General features: G+C 33.1%; 9 protein-coding genes. 6 read left to right on the top strand and 3 right to left on the bottom strand.

All coding sequences use genetic code 11. The features are described 5' to 3' along the window. Positions 1-237: 237 nt before the first annotated feature. Positions 238-1,518, bottom strand: coding sequence for a PQQ-dependent sugar dehydrogenase (locus P2W65_RS02225; RefSeq protein ID WP_289663258.1), 1,281 nt, complete (start codon positions 1,516-1,518; stop codon positions 238-240). 186 nt (positions 1,519-1,704) lie between these two features. Between P2W65_RS02225 and hpt the strand changes: the two genes are divergently transcribed. The 5 genes from hpt to P2W65_RS02200 all read left to right on the top strand — a co-directional run bounded on the left by hpt (position 1,705) and on the right by P2W65_RS02200 (position 7,882). Next, positions 1,705-2,235 carry a hypoxanthine phosphoribosyltransferase gene (gene hpt, locus P2W65_RS02220; protein WP_244165420.1) on the top strand — a complete coding sequence of 177 codons (531 nt, stop codon included), beginning with the start codon at positions 1,705-1,707 and terminating at the stop codon, positions 2,233-2,235. Positions 2,236-2,301: 66 nt separating this feature from the next. After that, entirely contained in the window at positions 2,302-2,874 is a 573-nt protein-coding gene (locus tag P2W65_RS02215) for an adenylate kinase (protein ID WP_109190676.1), read from the top strand. A gap of 201 nt (positions 2,875-3,075) precedes the next feature. Next, the gene (locus tag P2W65_RS02210; protein WP_179002157.1) at positions 3,076-4,350 is read left to right on the top strand and encodes a hemolysin family protein; all 1,275 of its coding nucleotides are present in this window, start codon (positions 3,076-3,078) and stop codon (positions 4,348-4,350) included. A 146-nt stretch (positions 4,351-4,496) separates the two neighbouring features. Further along, positions 4,497-5,498 carry a GTPase ObgE gene (gene obgE, locus P2W65_RS02205; protein ID WP_289663253.1) on the top strand — a complete coding sequence of 334 codons (1,002 nt, stop codon included), beginning with the start codon at positions 4,497-4,499 and terminating at the stop codon, positions 5,496-5,498. Positions 5,499-5,737: 239 nt separating this feature from the next. Next, positions 5,738-7,882: a S46 family peptidase gene (locus P2W65_RS02200; RefSeq protein ID WP_289663252.1), complete on the top strand. Its 2,145-nt coding sequence runs from the start codon at positions 5,738-5,740 to the stop codon at positions 7,880-7,882. A gap of 78 nt (positions 7,883-7,960) precedes the next feature. On the opposite strand, the gene P2W65_RS02195 is transcribed toward P2W65_RS02200, so the two are convergent. Both P2W65_RS02195 and P2W65_RS02190 read right to left on the bottom strand, forming a co-directional pair. Continuing rightward, entirely contained in the window at positions 7,961-14,305 is a 6,345-nt protein-coding gene (locus tag P2W65_RS02195; RefSeq protein ID WP_289663250.1) for an alpha-2-macroglobulin family protein, read from the bottom strand. A 261-nt stretch (positions 14,306-14,566) separates the two neighbouring features. After that, positions 14,567-21,061 (bottom strand): alpha-2-macroglobulin family protein, encoded by a 6,495-nt coding sequence (locus tag P2W65_RS02190; RefSeq protein WP_289663248.1) that lies wholly within the window; start codon positions 21,059-21,061, stop codon positions 14,567-14,569. Positions 21,062-21,202: 141 nt separating this feature from the next. On the opposite strand from P2W65_RS02190, the gene P2W65_RS02185 reads away from it, so the two are divergent. Continuing rightward, complete coding sequence (locus P2W65_RS02185) at positions 21,203-21,889, top strand: tetratricopeptide repeat protein (protein ID WP_289663246.1); 687 nt, start codon at positions 21,203-21,205, stop codon at positions 21,887-21,889. The last annotated feature ends 3 nt before the right edge of the window (positions 21,890-21,892 follow it).

Genomic DNA, 21,892 nt, shown 5'->3' with positions numbered 1-21,892 from the left:
AGGCGTTTCACTTATTTAAATTCACATAGTAGCTATGTGTGAAAACGAGTTTTCTTAAAATCAACTTTTTAATGCAAAAAAATCTATGTCTCTATGTGTTTAAAAATCTTTATAGTTTGTGCCGAAAGCAATTGGATTAAAAATTCGATATATTTTTTAAACCGCAAATTGCACAAATTCACACAAATTAATTTGCGAAAATTTGTGTAATTTGTGGTTAAAACCAAGCTTGTCGATTTATTTGGCTGAAACTTTCCAAATCGTATTGCCGCTATCATCATTAACCAAAAGCGATCCATCATTCATAACTGTAACCGCAACCGGACGCCCGTAAACTTCCGCTTTATCATTGTCAGAAATAAAACCCGTTAAAAAATCTTCTGGTTTTCCTGAAGGTTTTCCATCTTTAAAAGGAACAAATAAAACTTTATAACCTGAAATTACAGATCGGTTCCAGGAACCATGCTGACCTACAAAAGCTCCGTTTTTATATTTAGCAGGAAAAGCATCTTTAGTATAAAAAGCCAATCCCAAAGAAGCCGTGTGAGCACCAACCGGAACATCGGGAACAATAGCTCTTTCTATCAAATCTTTTCTTTCGCCTTTCCCTTTCCATCTTGGGTCAGGAATACTTCCAAAATACGAATAAGGCCATCCATAAAAACCGCCTCTTTTTACACTCGTGATATAATCTGGAACCAAATCATCGCCAAGTTCATCTCTTTCATTTACTGCTGTCCATAGTTCCTTTTTGTTGGCAGGATTCCAATCCATTCCCATTGGATTTCTAAGACCTTCAGCATAAATTTTTTCGCCGGTTCCGTCAGGATTAATTTCTAAAATTGCGGCACGGCGAATTTCTTTATCCATTCCGTTTTCTCCAACATTGCTTCCTGAACCAACACCAATATAAATTTTTGTTCCTTCAGGATTAGCCAGCAAACTTCTTGTCCAGTGATTGTTGTATCCACCCGCAGGAAGTTCAACGATTTTAGTTCCTTGAGTTTCTAATTTTAAAGGGGCATTTTTATAAGGATAACGGTAAAGTCCATCGGTATTGGCAATATAAAAAAAGTCTTTAAGAATGAGCATTCCCAAAGGTCTGTTTAAACCAGAAATAAAAACTTCTCGAGTTTCATATTTTCCGTCTTTATCCTTGTCACGCAAAACTATAATTTGGTTTTTACTTGTTCTGGTTCCACTCTCCACAACAAAAATATCATTGTTTGGTCCGATATAGCTCCAACGCGGATTTTCGAAACCGTCAGCAAATTTGGTTACCGTAAAACCTTCCGGTGCTTTTGGCGTTTTGCCTTCGGGCCAGCCTATAACTTTACTGTTCTTTGTTTTTGATTCGGTTGCGTAGGGCGGAGGAAGTGTAATGTCTCCGATAGCCGTTTTTACAACGTTTCCGGGCTGTTTGGCTAAGGCTTCTTTTTCTTCTTTTTTAACTTGTCCATTACAGGAAGTCATTAAGGCTAATAACGATATTGAGAATAGTGATAAGGATCTTTTCATCGGTTTTTTGGAGTTAAATAATTATTTAACAACAATTTACTGAAATTTGAAACAGCATCAAAAAATAATTTGTAATTATTAACTGATATTTAACATTCTTAAAAAATATCAGGATACAGTCCATTTTGATATAAGCTGTTAAGTTCTAATTCTGTATCTTTGTCCATTATTTTAAAAAGAAAAATAATGATACAACTTCACGATAAACAATTTGTTCCGTTTATTTCGGCTAAAGAAATTGATTTTGCTTTAACCAAAATAGTGGCTCAGGTAGAAGACGATTTTGGAGATGATACGCCAATTTTTATTGGGGTTTTGAATGGTGCCTTTATGGTCGTATCAGATTTTCTAAAAAAATATAAAAAACCGTGCGAGGTTTCGTTTATCAAAATGGCATCGTATGAAGGAACCGAAACAACAAATTCGGTTAAAGAATTAATCGGAATCAATCAGGATCTTTCGGGAAGAACGGTAATCATCATCGAAGATATTATCGATACCGGAAATACAATTGAAGAATTGAAGCATTTGTTTAAAGCACAAAATGTAAAGCATTTTAAAATTGCAACATTATTCTTTAAACCGGAAGCATATAAAAAAGACATCAAAATAGATTATATCGGAATTCGTATTCCGAACAAATTTATTGTGGGTTATGGTTTGGACTATGATGGATTAGGAAGAAACTTAACCGAAGTTTACAAATTAGCAGAATAACAAAACACAACTATATATTCATTTTAAAACTTCTGAAAGACAGAAGTAACAACACTCATTTCAATTATGATTAACATCGTTTTATTTGGAAAGCCTGGTGCAGGAAAAGGAACTCAGGCAGAATTTTTAAAAGAAAAATACAATTTAACACACCTTTCAACAGGAGATATTTTTCGTTTCAATTTAAAAAATGATACTGAACTAGGAAAAAAAGCAAGAGTTTTTATGGACAACGGAGAATTAGTTCCTTGCGAAGTAACAACTGCAATGTTAATTGATGAGGTAAAAAAACACCCTGATACAGCAGGATTTTTGTTCGACGGTTACCCAAGAACAATCAATCAGGCAGAAGCTTTAGACAAATTTTTGCCAACAATTGGTTCTAGCGTAACAGCAACAATCGCTTTAGAAGCTGATGACGAAATTTTAGTAGCCCGTCTATTAGAAAGAGGAAAAACAAGCGGAAGAGCAGATGACCAGGACGAAGAAAAAATTCGTGTGAGATATCAGGAATACAATGAAAAAACAGCTCCGTTAATCGATTACTATAAAGCACAGAATAAATTTCACGCTGTAAACGGTATTGGAGAAATTAAAGATATTACAGAGCGCTTAACGTCAGTTATAGATAATTTGTAGAAGCTTTTTCCAGCTGTACGTTACTAGTCCTCGCTAAAAAAACTATTTTTCCAAACCATAAAACGAGCTTCCTCCGGTCGCTGTTTTCTGGCAGGAAAAATTAGTTTTTTTAGCTCCGGGCTATTCACTTCCATCTGGGCTATAATAAATTGAGTACAAATTGCATTTAACTAGACCATTTTATAACGAATCCCCTATCAATTGGAAATACTAATTATATTTTTTCTAATTCTACTAAACGGAGTTTTCTCCATGTCTGAAATCGCTTTGATTTCAGCCCGTAAAAACAGGTTGGAAACAGCAGCGAAAAAAGGCAATAAAAGTGCTAAAACAGCACTCGATTTAGCCAATTCGCCAAACAAATTTTTATCAACAGTACAAATCGGAATTACCTTAATCGGTATTTTAACAGGTATTTATTCCGGAGATAAAATCACTGCCGATGTTGAATTATTTGTGGCAGGTTTTGCAGCTTTAAAACCTTATGCACATTCAATCGCAGTTGGAATTGTGGTTGTAGTTTTAACTTTCTTCTCATTAGTTTTAGGAGAATTACTTCCAAAACGAATCGGATTAAATTACCCAGAAGCAATTGCTAAAATGGTGGCAATGCCAATGAAAGTTATTTCGATCATTACGGCGCCGTTTATTTGGTTGTTAACTTCTTCAACAGATTTCTTGTTGAATGTTTTACAAATCAAACCAACGGCAGACGGAAAAGTGACTGAAGAAGAAATTAAGGCCATAATCAAAGAAGGAACAGAAGTTGGAGAAGTTCAAGAAATTGAACAAGATATTGTGGAGCGCGTTTTTCATATCGGAGATAGAAAAGTAAGTTCGTTAATGACACACCGAAAATCGGTTGACATGTTGCCGTTAAAAGCAGATAAAGACAAGATTAAAGAATTGGTAGTTCAGGATCTGCATGCTGTTTATCCAGTTTATAATGATAATTACGATGATATTGTTGGAGTGGTTACATTAAAAAATATCTTCGCCAGTATAGAAAAAGATAATTTCGATTTGTCGGTAATAGTTTCCGATGCGCCTTATTTAATGGAACAGACAACGGCTTACAAAGCGTTAGAAAATTTCAAGAAAACAGGAGTTCATTACGCTTTAGTTTCAGATGAATATGGAGTTTTTCAAGGTTTGATTACTTTGAATGACATCCTAGAAGCTTTAGTTGGAGATGCCTCTGAATTTTACAAAGACGAATTCCAGCTGATAGAAAGAGAAGATGGTTCGTGGCTGGTTGACGGACATTATTCGTTACACGATTTCTTAACCTATTTCGAGTTAGACGAATTAACCAACGATTACGAAGTAAACACTGTAAGCGGCATGATCATGACGGAGCTTTCTCATATTCCAAAAGAAGGAGAAAAATTAGTCTGGCAGAAATTCGTCTTAGAAGTGATCGACATGGACGGCGTAAAAATTGATAAAGTGCTTGTTAAAGCATTGAAAGAATAGAGAGAATAAAAAGTTTTCAGTCTCAGTATGCAGACACAGTTTACACTTAATGTATAGATTGAAACGAAAAAATAAATAAAATAGAATTTAGAAATAGAAGCTAGAGCAATCTAAAATCTGAAATCTAAAATCTGAAATTCAGAAAAATGACAGAAGGAAATTTTGTAGATTACGTTAAGATATACGTTTCTTCCGGAAAAGGAGGGAAAGGATCTACGCATTTACATAGAGAGAAATTTATTGAAAAAGGTGGTCCAGACGGAGGAGACGGAGGTCGAGGCGGACATGTATATTTAGTTGGAAATAAAGGACTCTGGACATTATTTCACTTAAAGTTTGCACGTCACATTAAAGCAGGTCACGGTGGAGATGGTGGTGGCGATCGTAGTACGGGTGCAGATGGAGATGATAAAATCATTGAAGTGCCACTAGGAACTGTTGTAAAAGACAAAGAAACTGGAGAAACACTTTTTGAAATTACAGAAGATGGAGAAAAACAAATTCTGGCGAGAGGAGGAAAAGGAGGTTTAGGAAATTGGCATTTTAGAAGTTCTACAAACCAAACACCTCGTTATGCACAGCCAGGTTTACTTGGTGTAGAAATGGATGTGATTTTAGAATTGAAAGTTCTAGCAGATGTAGGTTTAGTTGGTTTCCCAAATGCAGGAAAATCTACTTTATTATCTGTGCTAACTTCGGCAAAACCAAAAATTGCCGATTATCCTTTTACCACTTTAAAACCAAATTTAGGAATTGTAGCATACAGAGATTTTCAATCTTTTGTAATTGCTGACATTCCTGGAATTATTGAAGGCGCCGCAGAAGGAAAAGGTTTAGGACATTATTTCTTACGTCATATTGAGCGTAATTCGACATTGTTATTTTTAGTTCCTGTTGATACGCCAGATATTAGAGCAGAATACGATATTTTGGTTAATGAATTAACGAAATATAATCCTGAAATGTTAGACAAAGAACGTCTATTGGTAATTTCAAAATGCGATATGCTGGATGATGAACTAAAAGCAGAATTGAAAGCAGAATTAGATGTTACTTTCAAAGATGTTCCTTATATGTTTATTTCGTCTGTTGCACAGCAAGGTTTGACCGATTTGAAAGACAGGCTTTGGAAAATGCTTAACGAGTAAAGTTCTAAGTTTCTAAGCTACTAAGTTCAAAGAAAAAAACTTAGACTCTTAGAAACTTAGCATCTTAGTAACTTTTAAAAAAGAAAGGCGTTCTATTTTTAGAACGCCTTTCTTTTTTAAAAACAATGTTAAATTCTTAATAAAAGACTAAAAAAGCGAAAACATGTGCAATTTTGGATTTGTTTTGAGTGGAATAATTATAAATATGAGCTATATTCGCATCACTTAAACAAAATAACATGAAAAAAGTAATTTTATTCTTGACCATGTGCCTTATGACTTTCCCTATGAGAGCCGATGAAGGAATGTGGTTTTTGATGTTTATCGAAAGATTGAACCATAGAGATATGGAAAAAATGGGCTTGCAATTGACAGCCGAAGAAATTTACAGTATCAACAATCACAGTTTGAAAGATGCGATTGTACAATTCAATGGTGGATGTACTGCAGAGATTGTTTCAAATACTGGTTTGGTACTTACCAATCACCACTGCGGATATAGTGCCATTGCTGAACTTTCATCAGCAGAAAGAAACTATTTAAAAGATGGTTTCTGGGCTAAAGACCGTAGTCAGGAAATGAAACCAAAATCTTTGTTTGTTCGTTTCTTCGTTCGTATGGATGATGTTTCTAAAAGAATTTTATCTAAAGTAAACGATCAAATGACGGAAACGGAAAGAAACAAAGTGATTCAGCAGGAAATCAATTTGATCGAAAAAGAAAACAGCGAAAACGGAAAATACACTGTTTCTGTTCGTCCATTCTTTCAAGGAAATGAATATTACTATTTTGTTTACCAAGATTACACAGACGTTCGTTTAGTGGGAACACCACCAGAAAGCGTTGGTAAATTTGGTGGAGATACTGACAACTGGGAATGGCCTCGTCAAACTGGAGATTTCTCTATGTTTAGAGTGTATGCAGATAAAGACGGAAATCCTGCCGCTTACTCAAAAGACAATGTGCCTTTGAAACCAAAACATTATTTACCAGTAAGTATTAAAGGTGTAAAAGAAAATGATTTTGCCATGATTTTAGGTTATCCAGGAAGAACAAACCGTTGGATGCCAGCTGGTGGAATTGAGCAAAACATTAAATATGCTTACCCTGCATGGGTTGAAGGTGCTAAAACCGGAATGGATGTAATGAAAAAGTATATGGATAAAGATGCAACTGTTCGTTTACAGTACGCTTCTAAATATGCTTCTACAGCAAACTACTGGAAAAACCGTCAAGGTATGATCGATGCTTTAACAAAAGCTGGAACGGTTGATACTAAAGCAGAACAAGAAGATAAATTTTATGAGTGGGCAAGCAAACCTGCAAATAAAGAAAAGTACGAGAATGTAATTCCAACAATCAATGATTATTACAGAGAAACAAACCTAAAAGCGCGTCACGATAATTACTTGACACAGCTTTTACGTACTTCTGCTTATGCAACTGCGCCAGCTAATTTAGGAAATGCATTAATTGCTTACTACAAAGAAAATGATGCAAAAAAAGCAGAAATGCTTCCTAAAATCAATGCATTGATTGAAAGTGTTTATGGCGAATTTTATGCTCCTTTAGAAAAGGATATTTTAACTGCACAGTTGAATTTATACGCTGCTAAAGCTGCTGAATATGGACTTGCTCCAGAAATTGCAAAAATGAAAACGGCTAACAATGGCGATTTCACTGCTGATGTAGCAAAAGCAACGGAACAAAGTTATTTTACATCTAAAGAAAAAATATTAGGATTTTTAGCAGATCCGAAACCAGTAGCCCTTACACACGATCCATTGTATATTATTTCTAATGATTTATTGACTAAATACCGTTCTAAATCAGACGATCAGGCAAAAGCCGATGATGGTTTTGCAACGGCTTTCCGTAAATTGGTTGAAGGTTTAAGAGAATCTAAATTAAACGCGATTAAATATCCAGATGCAAACTCTACTTTGAGATTGACTTACGGAAAAGTTCGAGCTTTACCTGCTGATCCTCGTAATGATGCAAAAATCAACAACTATACTACAATGGAAAGTATGGTTAAAAAATACAAAGCAGGAGATCAGGAATTTGACTTGCCAGCTCGTTTATTAGAATTGAATAAGAAAAAAGATTTCGGACAATATGCTGATAAAGCAGGTTACATGCCAGTAAACTTCTTAACTGATAACGATATTACTGGAGGAAATTCAGGATCACCGGTTTTGAACGGAAAAGGAGAATTAATCGGTATTGCTTTTGATGGAAACATCGAAGCTATGGCTGGAGACGTTATTTTTGATTCTAATTTACAAAGAACTATCAACGTAGATATTCGTTACGTTCTTTGGATTATTGACAAATACGCAGGAGCGAAAAACATTATCGACGAATTGACGATTGCTAAATAATCTCAATTTCTACAATTTTTTCCGCCACGAATTCACGAATTAATTAAATAAAATTCGTGAATTCGTGGCGGATTTTTTTTATTGAACTTTCACTCGAATCCCTTTTGTATGGCTCGCAAATTCTGGTGCATACATACTTTGGATTGTGGTAATTCCGTTAGAGAATTCACCACTGTTATTTACTCTTATATCATATTCTAAAACATAAGTTCCTTTTTTAATTTGGTCAAAGAATAAATGTGTAGCCGCATCTTTTGTACTCATGTAATAACCTAATCCATTTTTATATTGGTATTCAGAAAGAACGTTGACAGGTTCAAAACAAGAGGCACGCATATCTTTTAAATGAACATATTCGGTATCTTCTTTTGAGGTAATGATAAGTCGAACCGTAACCAAATCTCCAATTTTTAATGGGTTTTTTGTTATGATTTTTTCTAATTGATTTCCTTTGAGAGTGCTTTTCTTTAGATATAATTCTTTCGAAACAGATAAAACTGCACCGGAATTGTTTTTAATTTTGTCCAAATCTTCAAAGTATTGCCAATAAACACCTCCAAAACCAGGAACTTTTGATTTGTTTTGAATTTTGATGGAAGCCATTTCTTTCTTTACTTCATCTGCTTTCCAGTTTAGTTTGATGTAGCCTGTTTCTGCTTCTTTTTCATTTTCGGCTAATTTTTTGGTCATGATTTTTTCATCTCCCAATTTGATAACCGTATTGTCTTTTACAGAAAGCCAGTCGGTACCTTGCATTAATAAAGCATAAATGGCTTCGGTTGTAGATTTTGTTGTGGGCCAGTTTTTAGTTTGTTTGTTTTTCAATAACCAGACTTTCATCGCATCAACCGATTTGGTGTCGTTATTTATTTCAGCGAAAGCCTCAATCAATAAAGCCTGAGTTTCTATCGGAGCCTGATACCAATACCATCCTGATTTGTTGGCAATCCAGTACATTCCCCAGTCTTCGTTGTTTGATGCCGTTTCTTTTAGACTTTCCAAAATTGTTTTGGCTGTTGCTTTTTCTCCAAAACGATTTAGTGTCAAGGCAGCAAGTCCTTTCTCGTAAAGAGAATAGTTTAACCAGCTTTTTTTAGCTGTTTCCAAATATAGTTTTGCTGCTTTTTTCAAAGTATCAGATAAAGGATATTTCTCTAAATAAAAACTTCTGGTATAAAGATAATGCAGGTCAGAATAGGGATTGAGCCAAATTAATTTATCGCTCTTTTTTAGGTTTTTGGTGGTGCTTTTATAGTACTCTAAAAATTTAGAATCTATAAACGGAATTGCAGTAGCTGTAATCTGCTCTAATTGAGATGTATTGTTGTTTTTTTGAAGTTTTTCCAAATGTCCGAGACCAGCTAAAATATGTCTCGTGATGTATTCATTTTCGTAATTTCCTCCAAACCATGAAAAAGCACCCGAAGGCAGTTGTTTTTGTTTTAATTTTTGAAAAGTAGCTTCCTGAGACGTTTTCATTTTCTCTAAGTCAAACAAAAGTGCTAAATTCTTTTTCTTTTCATCTTCAGATTGCGCGTCATTCAGCCAAGGTGTTTCTGCTAAAATAAGTGATTTTAATTCTTCATTTTCTTCCAGTTTTGAATTTGGAGTTCCTTTTTTTCTCCAAGTTTCAAAAACATTCGCAATTTTCGGATTACTTGAAATGATTTCTGTAGCCAAAGCATTGGCATAATAACGAGCAAAAGTCTGTTCGGCACATTCATGTTCGTATTCCATTAAATAAGGAATTGACTGAATCGCAAGCCAAGTTGGGTTAGAAGTATATTCTAGTGTAAATTGATGATTTTTTAATGTTGTAGAATTATTGTTTTTTAAATTCTCAAATTTATATTCTTTAGTTGAATTCTCGCGAACCCAAATCGGAATACTTTCAGTTACCAGCATATTATTGGTCAAAACAGGAATAATATTTTCTTCTCCATCAGAGAAATTACCTGCTTTTGCTACGATTTTGTATTGAATGCCTTGTAAGCCTTCTGGAATTATAATTGTCCAGTTTGCCGTTGTGTTTCCGTAACTCGGAATTGTAAAGTTTTTGATGTTTTTTAAGTTCAGTATTTTGGCATCAATTGGTTCCATAGTCGCAGCATCAAAAAACTGTAAACTTGCGATTCCGGTTTTTGCTTCAGCGGTAAGATTTGAGATTTTGGCACTGATTGTAATTGCATCTTTTTCTCTAAAGAATCTAGGGAAATTTGGTGAAACCATTAATTCCTTTTGAGTAACAATGTTTTTTTCTAAATAACCAGAAACCGCCTCTTTGTTATGTGCCATTAAACGAAGTTTCCAAGCCGTTAAAGCTTCAGGTGATGTGAAGTTGAAACTTACATTTCCAGTCGAATCTGTTTTTAGATGTGGAAAAAAGAATGCTGTTTCGGAGAGATTTTTTCTAGTTTTTACCTGCGTCAACAATTCCATTGCTTTTTTTGTGGTGATAATAATAACACCGTTTGCACTTTTACTTCCATAAAGAGCTTTAGCTTTATCAGCGGTTAAAAAATCTATAGATAAAACATCTTCAGGATTTATTTTGTTGAAATCACTTTCTGATAAGATTTCTCCATCAATGATATATAATGTTGATGTATTTACGGCCATTGATGTTAGTCCGCTTACGATTTTTTTACCCGGAATAAATTTTATTTTATCTGTTTGATAATAATATTCAGGATTTTCAGTCGTTTCACTTGCGTGAGCAACAACAGGCTTTACGAATTTAACTTGACTAACTTTGATAGGAGATCTTTGAACAACATCACCTCCTTCAATCACCATAGCATTTACCGGCCCAGCTCCTACAGGTTCATCAACAGTTAAAACAGCGTCTGGATCTCCTTTAATAGTTACTGCTCCCACTTTTCCATCTTTAATATCTACTATAGTCATCCCAAGATCACCAAAATGGCTATAATTGAAATTAAAACCAAACCAGTTTAATTGTGTTTCTTCATCCTCAAAATAAGTAGCGCCAACATATTCATTAAGATTATTTACTTCCATGTGGGTTTTGGCTAAACCTAAATCAGTTTTAAAATTAATACTGTTGTAAGTGTTACGGTAAATATTCAAGTTCTGCCAATTTTTGATGCTGAATTGGTCTAAAGAACTGTCATACATCGAAGCTAAAACTTCGGCTTCGATTTTTGTATTAACACCATTTAATTTAAATGACCAGTTTTGTGGACTTCCGGGTTCAATTTTACTTCTAAAACTTTCAACAGTCCATTCTAATTTTGCTTCTGGCTCTTTAAGTGCGACATCAAGCATTTGTGTATAACTGTAATTTTCGAAAACACTTTCAAAACCTAATTTTATTTGGTTTTCAAATTCATCCTTTAACGGAATTTTAATTACAGTTTCATTGTTTTCTAAATGAAAAATATCTTCAAAGAAAACACCGCTTTGGTAATTGCCACTCACAATAATATAAAGATCAGGAATAGGAGAGGTTACTTTTACTAGTACAAAGCCATCTTTTCTTGGGTCATCATTGACTTTTTTTACTGTTAGTAAACTGCCTGCATAAAATTTTTCGGCACTTTGTTTAATTTGAAATATAGAGGAATTTTCGATAGGATTATTGAAACTATCTTTAGCTGAAAAGACCATTTTATAAGTTCCCGATTTATAGTTGGAAATAAAATCTAAGACAATTTTTTTGTCTTTTTGCGTGTCTACCTTTTTAGAGAATACTAAAACTTCTGCAATTTTATTTTCGTCTTCATTTTTATTGATTTCATAAGGAAATAGTTTTTCAAAATCTTCATCTGAAATACCCTTTATATCTGGCTGTTGAAAAATTCTGCGTTTAAATTTACTAGGAAAAGTACTTACTAAATATAATTTTACTTCGCCTTTGGCAGTCAAAAATTCTCCGTTCAGATTGGTACTTGATAATGTTATTTCGTTTTTGTCTTTAGTTTCTATAATTGAGGGAATAGATGCATTAAGAATCAAATCATGATAACCAACTTTTACAATTGTCTGCGTAGTATGTGTTTCTCCGTTTAAGTCTGTAACCGTTGCCTCAATTTGATAATTGAAAACGGGCAATTCCTCTTTTCTATTGTTTTTTGAAGGAAGAGCTGTAAAGTCAATTGAAAATTTTCCTGAAGCATCCGTTTTTGTTTCTCCCACAGCAAGAGTTTCTTTCTCTTCACGGCCATAATAATTTCGGTAATAACTGGTATATCGGGTTACATTGTATTTTACGATAGCATCAGAAATGGAGTTTCCAGCAAATGCTTTTGCGTTTCCTTTAATTTTAACAGCTTGATTGAGTTTAAAAGACTCTTTCTTAGGTTCAAAAGTAACCTCAAATTTTGGACGTTTGTATTCTTCTACTCTAAAGGAAGTTCTCTGGTTATAAAAATCCACTTTATACCATGGTAAGAGTTTGGACTCTTCGTTTGAAGAAATGTGAACTTTTTGAGCCGAAATACTGAAATTTCCAGTCAGTCCATTTTTAGGAAGTGCAAATTCTCCCGAAAACGAACCAAACTCGTTAGCAGTAACTTCCATTTTTTTTATGACTTGATTATTGACATCATAAACAGAGACTTCAAACCTTGCATTGGGCACAATACTGCTTTTGTTTTTGTTTTTTTGAAAAGCAATACCTTTATAAAAAACAGTCTGACCAGGTCTATAAATAGCACGGTCTAAATAAAACTCTATTTTACCATCTGTTCTGTTATCAGGATTATATTCTGATACATGTTGTACATAATAATTTCTTTCCACCATTAAAGAATCGCCATCTTTAGATAACTCAACAAACAAATCATCGTCATCATTTGAAATTTTTGTAAAAGTAGCAATGCCTTTTGCATTGGTCTCTGTTGTAGTATTTTTAAATTTTACGACTGCATTTTCAATAGGCTTACCGGTTTTTCTGTCGAGAACTTGATAGCTTTCGATATTTTTTTGTTCAGAAGCAAGTGCCATTAAATTGGAAACTGAAATGATATCACTTGCATAGGCTTTTTCTTCTTTTGAATCTGAATCGCTTTCTACATAAATCAGATAATTTCCAAGAGTTAGTTTTGGCAGTAAAACTTCTGTTGTATAATCAAAATAATCTTTTTTATTTAGGAGATCATAATTTTGCGAAACAACTGGAGGCCTTTTAGCAGTAATTAGTTTAGATAAACTGTCTTGTCTTTCACCTTTTTTAAATTCTTTTAATTCCGAAAGACTAATTTTAAAAAAGGAAATTTTAAAACGCTCTACATTTTGGTAATATATTAACGCTCTAGTATTTTTATTCGGATAAATATATTCTTCAAGTTCTAATGATAATGATTTGGAGAGAATCTGTGCTTTTTTTTCCAAAGCATCGCTTGCAGGATATGAGTTTTCATTGATTTTTACAATCTCATCAATAAGATTGAGTGCTTTAATATTGTTTTCTGGATAAGTTGTTTTGGATGCCTTTTTCACGAGGATTGAAACCTGTTCCAATTTAATTTTCTGGATAAGTGGTTTCTCTTCGGCTTTCTTTTCAATCAAAGCGAGGTAAGTTTCGAAACGATCATCTAAGTTTAAAAATGTTTCCTGACAGAATTTAACTCGTTCAAACTGATTTTCTAAAGATGGATCGATAATTTCTTTCTGTTGGTATAAGAATAGAGTATTTTTTAGGTTTGTTTCAGTTATAAAATCGAGATTAAGTTGTATAAAAGCTTCAGAATTACCAAAAAACGATTCTGTGTAAGGGACAAATTCATTTTCTGAAATTTCCCAGCGTTCTATTTTAGAGGAAAAATAAGCAATATTCTCCTCTAATAAATAGTCAAATAAACTCTGTTTTTTAAATTTTGAATTTTTATGAAAGTAAAATAGGGTTTCATAATTGCTTAAAGGCGTACTTTTTAAGATTGATGCATTTTCTAATGTTTTTTTATAAAGTTCCGTAATCTCCTCTTCTGAATAAAAATCAGTTTCAGAAGAATCTGAATCTTCCGCTGACGTATCTAGGGCAGAAGCAGTCGTGTCTACCGAAGTAGTTTCGTAATCTACTACTGAAGCGGCACTATCTACCATTATTTCGGGATCGCCATAATCGCGGTAATGAATCAAAAATTTCGCATAAACCAGATTTAAAAGTGCTTTTGACGGGACGGAAACCCGGTTTATATCCCTTTTTAGATTGGCTAAAGTTTTGGTTTTAGCATTTTCATCCAAATTATAAAGGTACTTTGAGGTGTGAAAAAAGCATTTTATCATTTGTACTTCATCTTTTTGAGTAACTGCTTTTTTGTAAATGCGATCTACAATTCTGTTGGCAGATCTAATTCTTCCAACGTTTTCAAGTGCCATGACTTTTTTCCATTCTTTGTCAAATTGCTGTGCGAAAACGGTAGTGGAAACCAATAAAAATAACAGTAAAATCTTTTTCATAAAGTAGCTTTTTATATCAGAGGTATTTTTGTGGCGTAAAGGTTGGTTTTAATTAAAAATAAATTTCGTACAAATTACTAATTTATGTTCAAAAGCAAATAGCATTTTATATTTCCTTGATTTTTGAAATACGAGGATGTTGTTAGGGTTTTATATTTTTTTTCCGCCACGAATTCACGAATTTTATTTTCAAAGATTGTCAAAAAATAATTCATGAATTACTTCGTCCGTTCGCTATCGCTCGGGTCGTGGCGGAAAAACTTATTGGACTTTCACTCGAATTCCTTTTGTATGGCTTGCGAATTCTGGCGCATACATACTTTGGATTGTGGTAATTCCGTTGGAGAATTCCCCGCTGTTGTTTACTCGAATATCGTATTCTAAAACATAAGTTCCTTTGTTGATTTCGTCAAAAAAGAAATGCGTTGCTGCATCTTTTGTACTCATATAATAGCCTAAACGATCTTTGTATTGATATTCAGAAAGAACATTTACAGGTTCAAAACAAGAGGCTCGCATATCTTTTAAATGAATGTATTCTGAATTTTCTTTGGCTGTAATAATTAATCGAACTGTAATTAAATCGCCCGTTTTTAAAGTGTTTTGAGCTGTTATTTTTTCCAATTCATCGCCTTTTAAAGCGCTTTTCTTCAAATACAATTCTTTTGAAACAGACAATGCCGTTCCAGAGTTATTTTTGATTTTATCCAAATCTTCAAAATACTGCCAATAAACACCTCCAAAACCGGGAACTTTAGATTTGTTTTGAATTTTGATCGAAGCCATTTCTTTCTTTACTTCTTCGGCTTTCCAAGTCATTTTGATGTAACCCGTTTCGGCTTCTTTTTCGTTTTCGGCCAGTTTTCTGGCTACTATTTTTTCATCTCCCAATTTGATGACCGTATTGTCTTTTACCGAAAGCCAGTCGGTTCCCTGCATTAATAAGGCATAAATGGCTTCGGTGGTTGATTTTGTTGTGGGCCAGTTTTTGGTTTGTTTGTTTTTTAATAACCAGACTTTCATTGCATCAACCGATTTGGTGTCGTTTGTCACTTCGGCGAAAGCCTCAATCAATAAAGCCTGAGTTTCTATCGGCGCGTGATACCAATACCAGCCAGATTTATTGGCAATCCAGTACATTCCCCAATTTTCGTTGTTAGATGCGGTTTCTTTTAAACTTTCGATGATTTTCTTAGCACTTTCTTTTTCTCCAAAACGATTCAAAGTCAAAGCCGCTAACCCTTTTTCGTACAGAGAATAATTCAGCCAATCTTTTTTAGCTGTTTCTAAATATAGTTTTGTTGCTTTTTTCAAAGTATCTGATAACGGATATTTCTCTAAGTAAAAACTTCTCGTATACAAATAATGCAGATCAGAATACGGATTAAACCAAGTTAATTTCTCGTTCTTTTTCAGGTTTTTGGTTGTGGTTTTATAATATTCTAAAAATTTAGAATCTATAAACGGAATTCCAGTTTTAGTAATTTCATCACTTTTGGCTGTATTGTTTTTGCCCAGTTTTTCTAAATGACCCAAACCAGCCAGAATATGTCTTGTAATATATTCGCTTTCATAACCGCCGTCAAACCAAGAAAATCCACCAGATGATTTTTGTTTTTGTTTTAATTTGTCGAAAGTAGTTTCCTGTGAACTTTTCATTTTCTCTAAATCAAACAAAAGGGCTAAATTCTTTTTCTTTTCCTCTTCAGATTGAGCATCATTCAGCCATGGAGTTTCTGCCAGAATAAGCGATTTTAATTCTTCATTTTCTTCCAGCTTAGAAGTTGGTTTACCGCTTTTTTTCCAATTTTCAAAAACAGTTGCAATTTTTGGATTACTCGAAATGATTTCTGTTGCCAATGCATTGGCATAATATCGTGCAAAAGTCTGTTCGGCACATTCGTGTTCGTATTCCATTAAATAAGGAAGTGATTGAATGGCAATCCAAGTTGGGTTTGAAGTATATTCTAAAGTAAACTGATGATTTTTTAAAGTATTAGAATTGTTGTTTTTTAGGTTTTCAAAAGTGTATTCTTTAGTAGAATTCTCGCGAACCCAAATAGGAATACTTTCTGTAACTAACATATTATTCGTCAAGACAGGAAGAATATTTTCTTCTCCGTCTGAAAAATTTCCTGCTTTTGCTACGATTCGATATTGAACACCTTGTAAGCCTTCAGGAATTGTAATGATCCAATTTGCCGTTGTATTTCCGTATGCTGAAATAGTAAAATTTTTAATGTTTTTTGTATTGAGCATTTTAGCATCAATTGGCTGCATGGTTGTCGCATCAAAAAACTGCAAGTTTGCGATTCCCGTTTTCGCTTCAGCGGTAACATTCGAAATTTTAGCACTGATTACAATGGTGTCTTTTTCTCTAAAGAATCTTGGAAAATTAGGCACAACCATTAATTCTTTTTGAGTAACAACATTCCTTTCCAGATATCCTAAAACGGCATCTTTGTTATGAGCCAGTAAACGAAGTTTCCAAGCTGTAAGCGCTTCGGGAGAAGTAAAGTTGAAACTTACTTTTCCTTTAGAATCAGTTCTTAAATTGGGGAAGAAGAAAGCAGTTTCAGAAAGATTTTTTCTGGCTTTTACTTGGGTTAATTCTTCTAATGCTTTCTTTGTCGTAATGATAATAGCGCCATTTGCAGCTCTGCTTCCATAAAGGGCAGTTGCTTTTTGGTCTTTTAAAACATCGATTGCTAAAATATCTTTTGGGTCTATACTGTCTATATTGGCTACTATTATTCCGTCCACTACATAAATGGGAGAATTTGCACTTGAGATTGAACCGTTTCCTCTAATCATAACTTTATAGTCGCTTACACTCACACCAGCAACTTTTCCAGATAATGTATCTGAAATTCCGGCTGTATTATAAACGGTATTGTCTTCTTGAACGACCATTTGGGTAACTGCTCCTGTTAAAGACTGTTTTTTCTGAACACCATAACCTACCAAAACAACTTCTTCTAAATTAGAAGATTCATCTTTTAAAATAATATTTTGGATTTTGTTTCGGGAAATAACAGCCGTTTCACTTTTAAAGCCAATATAAGAAAATACAAGTTCTTCATTTTCATTAGCTTCTATTTCATAATATCCATCGTAGTCGGTTGTTGTACTTCTTTGCGTGCCTTTTACGGTTACAGATACACCAGGTATTTCCAATTTGTTGTTATCGGTTACAATTCCCGATATCATTTTGGCATTTGCTGGCTTTTTTACTTTTTTGCTTAATTGTCTTTGATATTCTCTTTGAAGATAAAGTGCATTGTAATTGGAGCTGTTAAAGTCAAATCCAAACCAGATTAATTTTGTGCTTTCATTTTTAAGTTCTATGGACTTAGAGTTGCTATTTGGATAAGAGATTATAGTATTCGTTTTTTCATTTCCTAAAACTGATTTCGATGTACCGCGGACAATACTTCCGCTGTTGTAATAACTATTCCACCTTTCCCAGTTTTTTGTAGCAAATTGATCCAAAGAAGCGTCGTACATAGAAGCCAAAACTTCAGCTTCTTTTTTTGTTGCTGTTCCTGTAAGTTTAAAAGACCAATTTTCGGAGCTTCCAGGTTGTAATTTACTTCTAAAAGTATCTACATCAAATTTTAATTCTGGTTTTTCTGATTTCAGAGCGACAGAGATACTATTATCAAATTTTTCATTTTCAAAAACACTTTCAAAATTAATTGTGACAATATCTTTGAATTCTTTTTTAAGTGGAATTCTAATTATGGTTTCATGATTTTCAAGATGGTATGTTTCTTCTGAAAAAATATTGCCTTCAAAGTTAGCTGTTCCTATGATATATAAATCTGGTATAACAGAAGTTAATTTTATTAAAGCAAAACCATCTTTTTTTGCATCAGAATTTATTTGTTCTACAGTAAACAATCTGCTTGCATCAAATTTATCTTTGCTTTGTTTAATTTTAAAAATGGAGCTGTTTTCAATTAAATTTCCAAAACTATCTTGAGCCGAAAAGACAACTTTATAATTTCCAGATTTATAATTTGAAATAAAATCTAAAGGAAGAATTTTGTCGGTTTCCGTGTTGATTTTTTTAGAAAACACTAAAGTTTCTGGTGTTTTTTCTTTTGATTTTATGTTGGATTCATAAGGAAATAATTTTTCAAATTCTGTATCAGAAATCGCTTCGATATCAGGATTAGGAAAAACTCTGGTTTTGAATTTTGTAGAGATCGGCTTAAGAAAATAAATTTTCACATCTGCTTTAACCGCTTTTGACTCACCATTTAAATTAGTGCTCGTAAGTTTGATGTCATTTTTATTTTTGGTTGAAATCAAGGACTTGACAGTAGTGTTAAGCTCTAAATCATGATAGCCCACTTTTATAGTAGTTTGAGCATCGTGCGTTTCGCCATTAATATCGGTTACAGAAGCTTTTATCAAATAAGAAAAAACAGGAAGTTTTTCTTTTATCGCATTCTCTGAAGGAAGTGCTGTAAAATCAATTGTAAATTTTCCTGAAGCATCGGTTTTAGTTTCTCCTGTTTTTAATACTTCATTCGGTTCTTGCGAATAATAATCTCTAAAATAATTTGTACTTCTGGTAACAGTGTAAGTTACTTTCGCATCAGAAATGTTGCTTCCTGCAAAAGCTTTTGCAGTTCCGTTTACTTTTGCTAGTTTATTAAGTTCGAAACTCTCTTTTTTAGGTTCAAAATTGACTTCAAATTTCGGACGTTTGTATTCTTCAACTCTAAAGCCTAACTCTGAATAAGACAAGTTGACATTGTCCCAAAATGGATGTTCGTTTTTTGTTTTATCGTAAGCTTTGTCTTTTTCATAATCATCTGGTTCTTCTGCTTTAATATTAAAAGTTCCTGTAAGTCCGGTTTTTGGCAGAATAAATTCTCCGGAAAAAGATCCAAATTCATTTGTAGTTACGTCAAATTCTTTAAAATCATTTTGATTGGCATCTTCAACAGTAATTTTAAACGAAGTGTAAGGAACTACAGAAACTTTGCCTTTTAATCTCTGTATGGCAATTCCTTTGTAATAAACCGTTTGTCCGGGACGATAAATTGCGCGGTCTAGATAGAATTCGACTGTTGCGCTAAATTTTTGATTTTCATCATCCAGATCATCATATTCAGTATTGTAATAAAGGTAGTTTTTGTTTACAGAAAGCGTGTCATTTGCAGTGTAGAAAGAGATAAGTTCATCGTAGCCATCTTTTACTTTATCCAAAACAGCATTTCCGTTTTTATTTGTTATAACAGAGAAAGAAGGAGTTTTTACGGTTACATTTTCTAAAGGTTTTCCTGTTTTTCGATCTAAAACCTGATAATTTTCCTGTTTTTCATTTTGCGATGCTAAAACTATAAATGGAGAAACCGTTATGGTTTCAAAAGCAGTTGCTTTTTTGCCTTTAGTATCAGATTCACTTTCAAAATAGACCAAGTAAGAACCTGTTTCTAATTTAGGAAGCAAAACTTCAGTAGAATATTCATAATAATCTTTTTTATCGACAAGCGGATAGATTTGTGATGCTGTAGGTTTTGTTTTTGTGACAAGATTCTCAATTATGCTGTCTCTCTTATACGTTTTAGTCTGCTTAATTTGTGCCTGACTGATTTTAAAGAATGAAATTTTAAGATTCTCAATATTTTGATATCGGATATAACCTCTCGTGTTTTCATTATTATAAATGTACTTTTGAAGCTTTACATTTAAAAATTTATGCAAAATAGCTTCTTTTTTTTGAAGCGCCAGTTTATAAGCATTCGATTTATTTTCTGTTTTTAGAATACTATCGAGAGTCACAACTGCTTTTACATTGTAATCTGGATAAGTATGTTTGGATGCATGTTGAGCTAAGTAATATGCTTTTTCGAGTTGAATGTTGTGAATAAGATTTACATCATTGGTTTGTTTTTGAAACGCTGTCAAGGCTTTAATGTAATATTGATCAGCATCAACAATGAAATTTTTGCTGAATTGAATTCTTTGCCAAATGTTTTCTGCTGAAGGATTATTGATTTCTTGTTTTTGATAAAGTTTCAAAATCATTTTGAGATTTTCATTAGAAACAGAATCGAAATTTAGTTTTATAAAATCATTTGAATTTCCTAAAAGCTCTTTTTTAAAATCAAAAAACTCACTTTTCTTAATTTCCCAAGTACGTAATTTCTGTGTTAGAATAGAAATATTTTCCGATAGTATGTAATTGAATACATTTAACGTTTTGAATTTTTCCAGTGTAGGATAATCAAAGACTGCTTCGTATTTTATTAGAGAAGTGTTTTTTAAAATAGCCTCATTTTCTAATGAGTTTTTTAAGACGAGATTAATTTGAGAGATAAAATTACTATCAGTCCATGTTAAAAAATCGGAGTCTAAAACCGTAGTATTTGTTCTTCTGTTAATTTGATATCTGTTATTACTGTAATAATCGGTCAAACATTTTGCATACACCAAATTCAAAATTGCTTTTGATGGAATAGAGACACGGTTAATATCTGTTTGCAAATTATTTAAAATTTTCGTCTGTGCATTTTCATCAACAACCTGCAAATATTTAGATTGGTAGAAAAAGCATTTTATCATTTGGACTTCGTCTTTTTGATTTACAGCTTTTTTGTAAATTTTGGAAACAATCTCATTGGCAGCTTTTACTTTGCCTTCGTTTTCAAGAGCAATTACATTGTCCCATTTTTTGTCATTTTGCTGACTAAAAAGTACTGTCGAAATCAATAAGAATACAAAAAGTATATTTTTCATAAGAAGAGTTTTAATCTTAAGATGTTTGAAATTCAAAAAAGGTTGGAAAACATACAAAGATTATTTAAAAATAAATTTCGTACAAATTACTAATTTATGTTCAAAAGCAAATAGCATTTTATATTTCCTTATTTTTGAAATATGAAAAAGTGGCTGATTTTCTTTTTAATTGTTCCAATGTATTCTTGGGCGCAATCTAATTTTGAAAAAGGAGAGAAGTTATTTCGGGCTAAGAAGTACGATGAAGCTAAACCTATATTTGAATTTGTTCTTAAAACAAATCCGTCAGATATAAAGTCACTTGAATATCTTGGCGAAATAGAAGCACATCAAAAATCATGGGTAAAAGGGGCTGAATATTTTAAAAAACTAAAAGAATTGAAACCCACAGTTGCTGATTATTTTTTTAAATATGGAGGTTGTCTGGCGATGCATGCTGTTGAAGTGAATAAAATCAAAGCTTTCTCGATGGTTGGTGATATGAAAGAAGCTTTTGAAAAAGCAATCGAGCTTAATCCAAAACACGTTCAGGCGCGTTGGGCATTGATTGAAATTTATTTACAATTGCCCGGAATTTTAGGCGGAAGCGAATCTAAAGCAATTGCATATTCTAACGAATTAGCGCAGTTTTCTCCAGTTGACGGATATTTGTCAAGAGGAAGAATTGAAGAATATTTTAAAAGATACGATCTTGCTGAAAAAAATTATAAGAAAGCGCATGAAATTGGCAATTCAAAAGTCACATTTCAAAAATTATATAATTTATATTTGAACAAACTAAAAGACACAAAAAAAGCGCAGGATTTAAAACGAAAATTCGAAGCATAAAAT

Origin of the sequence: Flavobacterium panacagri (assembly GCF_030378165.1) — a bacterium.
In the GTDB taxonomy this organism is placed as follows: Bacteria; Bacteroidota; Bacteroidia; order Flavobacteriales; family Flavobacteriaceae; genus Flavobacterium; species Flavobacterium panacagri.
This window is presented reverse-complemented; position numbering and strand designations above follow the sequence as displayed.

What these genes read in the sequence shown, in the direction of transcription:
- P2W65_RS02225 (WP_289663258.1), bottom strand. Translation starts at nt 1,518, where the DNA reads ATGAAAAGATCCTTATCACTATTCTCAATATCGTTATTAGCCTTAATG.
- P2W65_RS02190 (WP_289663248.1), bottom strand. Translation starts at nt 21,061, where the DNA reads ATGAAAAATATACTTTTTGTATTCTTATTGATTTCGACAGTACTTTTT.
- P2W65_RS02215 (WP_109190676.1), top strand. Translation starts at nt 2,302, where the DNA reads ATGATTAACATCGTTTTATTTGGAAAGCCTGGTGCAGGAAAAGGAACT.
- P2W65_RS02185 (WP_289663246.1), top strand. Translation starts at nt 21,203, where the DNA reads ATGAAAAAGTGGCTGATTTTCTTTTTAATTGTTCCAATGTATTCTTGG.
- P2W65_RS02200 (WP_289663252.1), top strand. Translation starts at nt 5,738, where the DNA reads ATGAAAAAAGTAATTTTATTCTTGACCATGTGCCTTATGACTTTCCCT.
- hpt (WP_244165420.1), top strand. Translation starts at nt 1,705, where the DNA reads ATGATACAACTTCACGATAAACAATTTGTTCCGTTTATTTCGGCTAAA.
- obgE (WP_289663253.1), top strand. Translation starts at nt 4,497, where the DNA reads ATGACAGAAGGAAATTTTGTAGATTACGTTAAGATATACGTTTCTTCC.
- P2W65_RS02195 (WP_289663250.1), bottom strand. Translation starts at nt 14,305, where the DNA reads ATGAAAAAGATTTTACTGTTATTTTTATTGGTTTCCACTACCGTTTTC.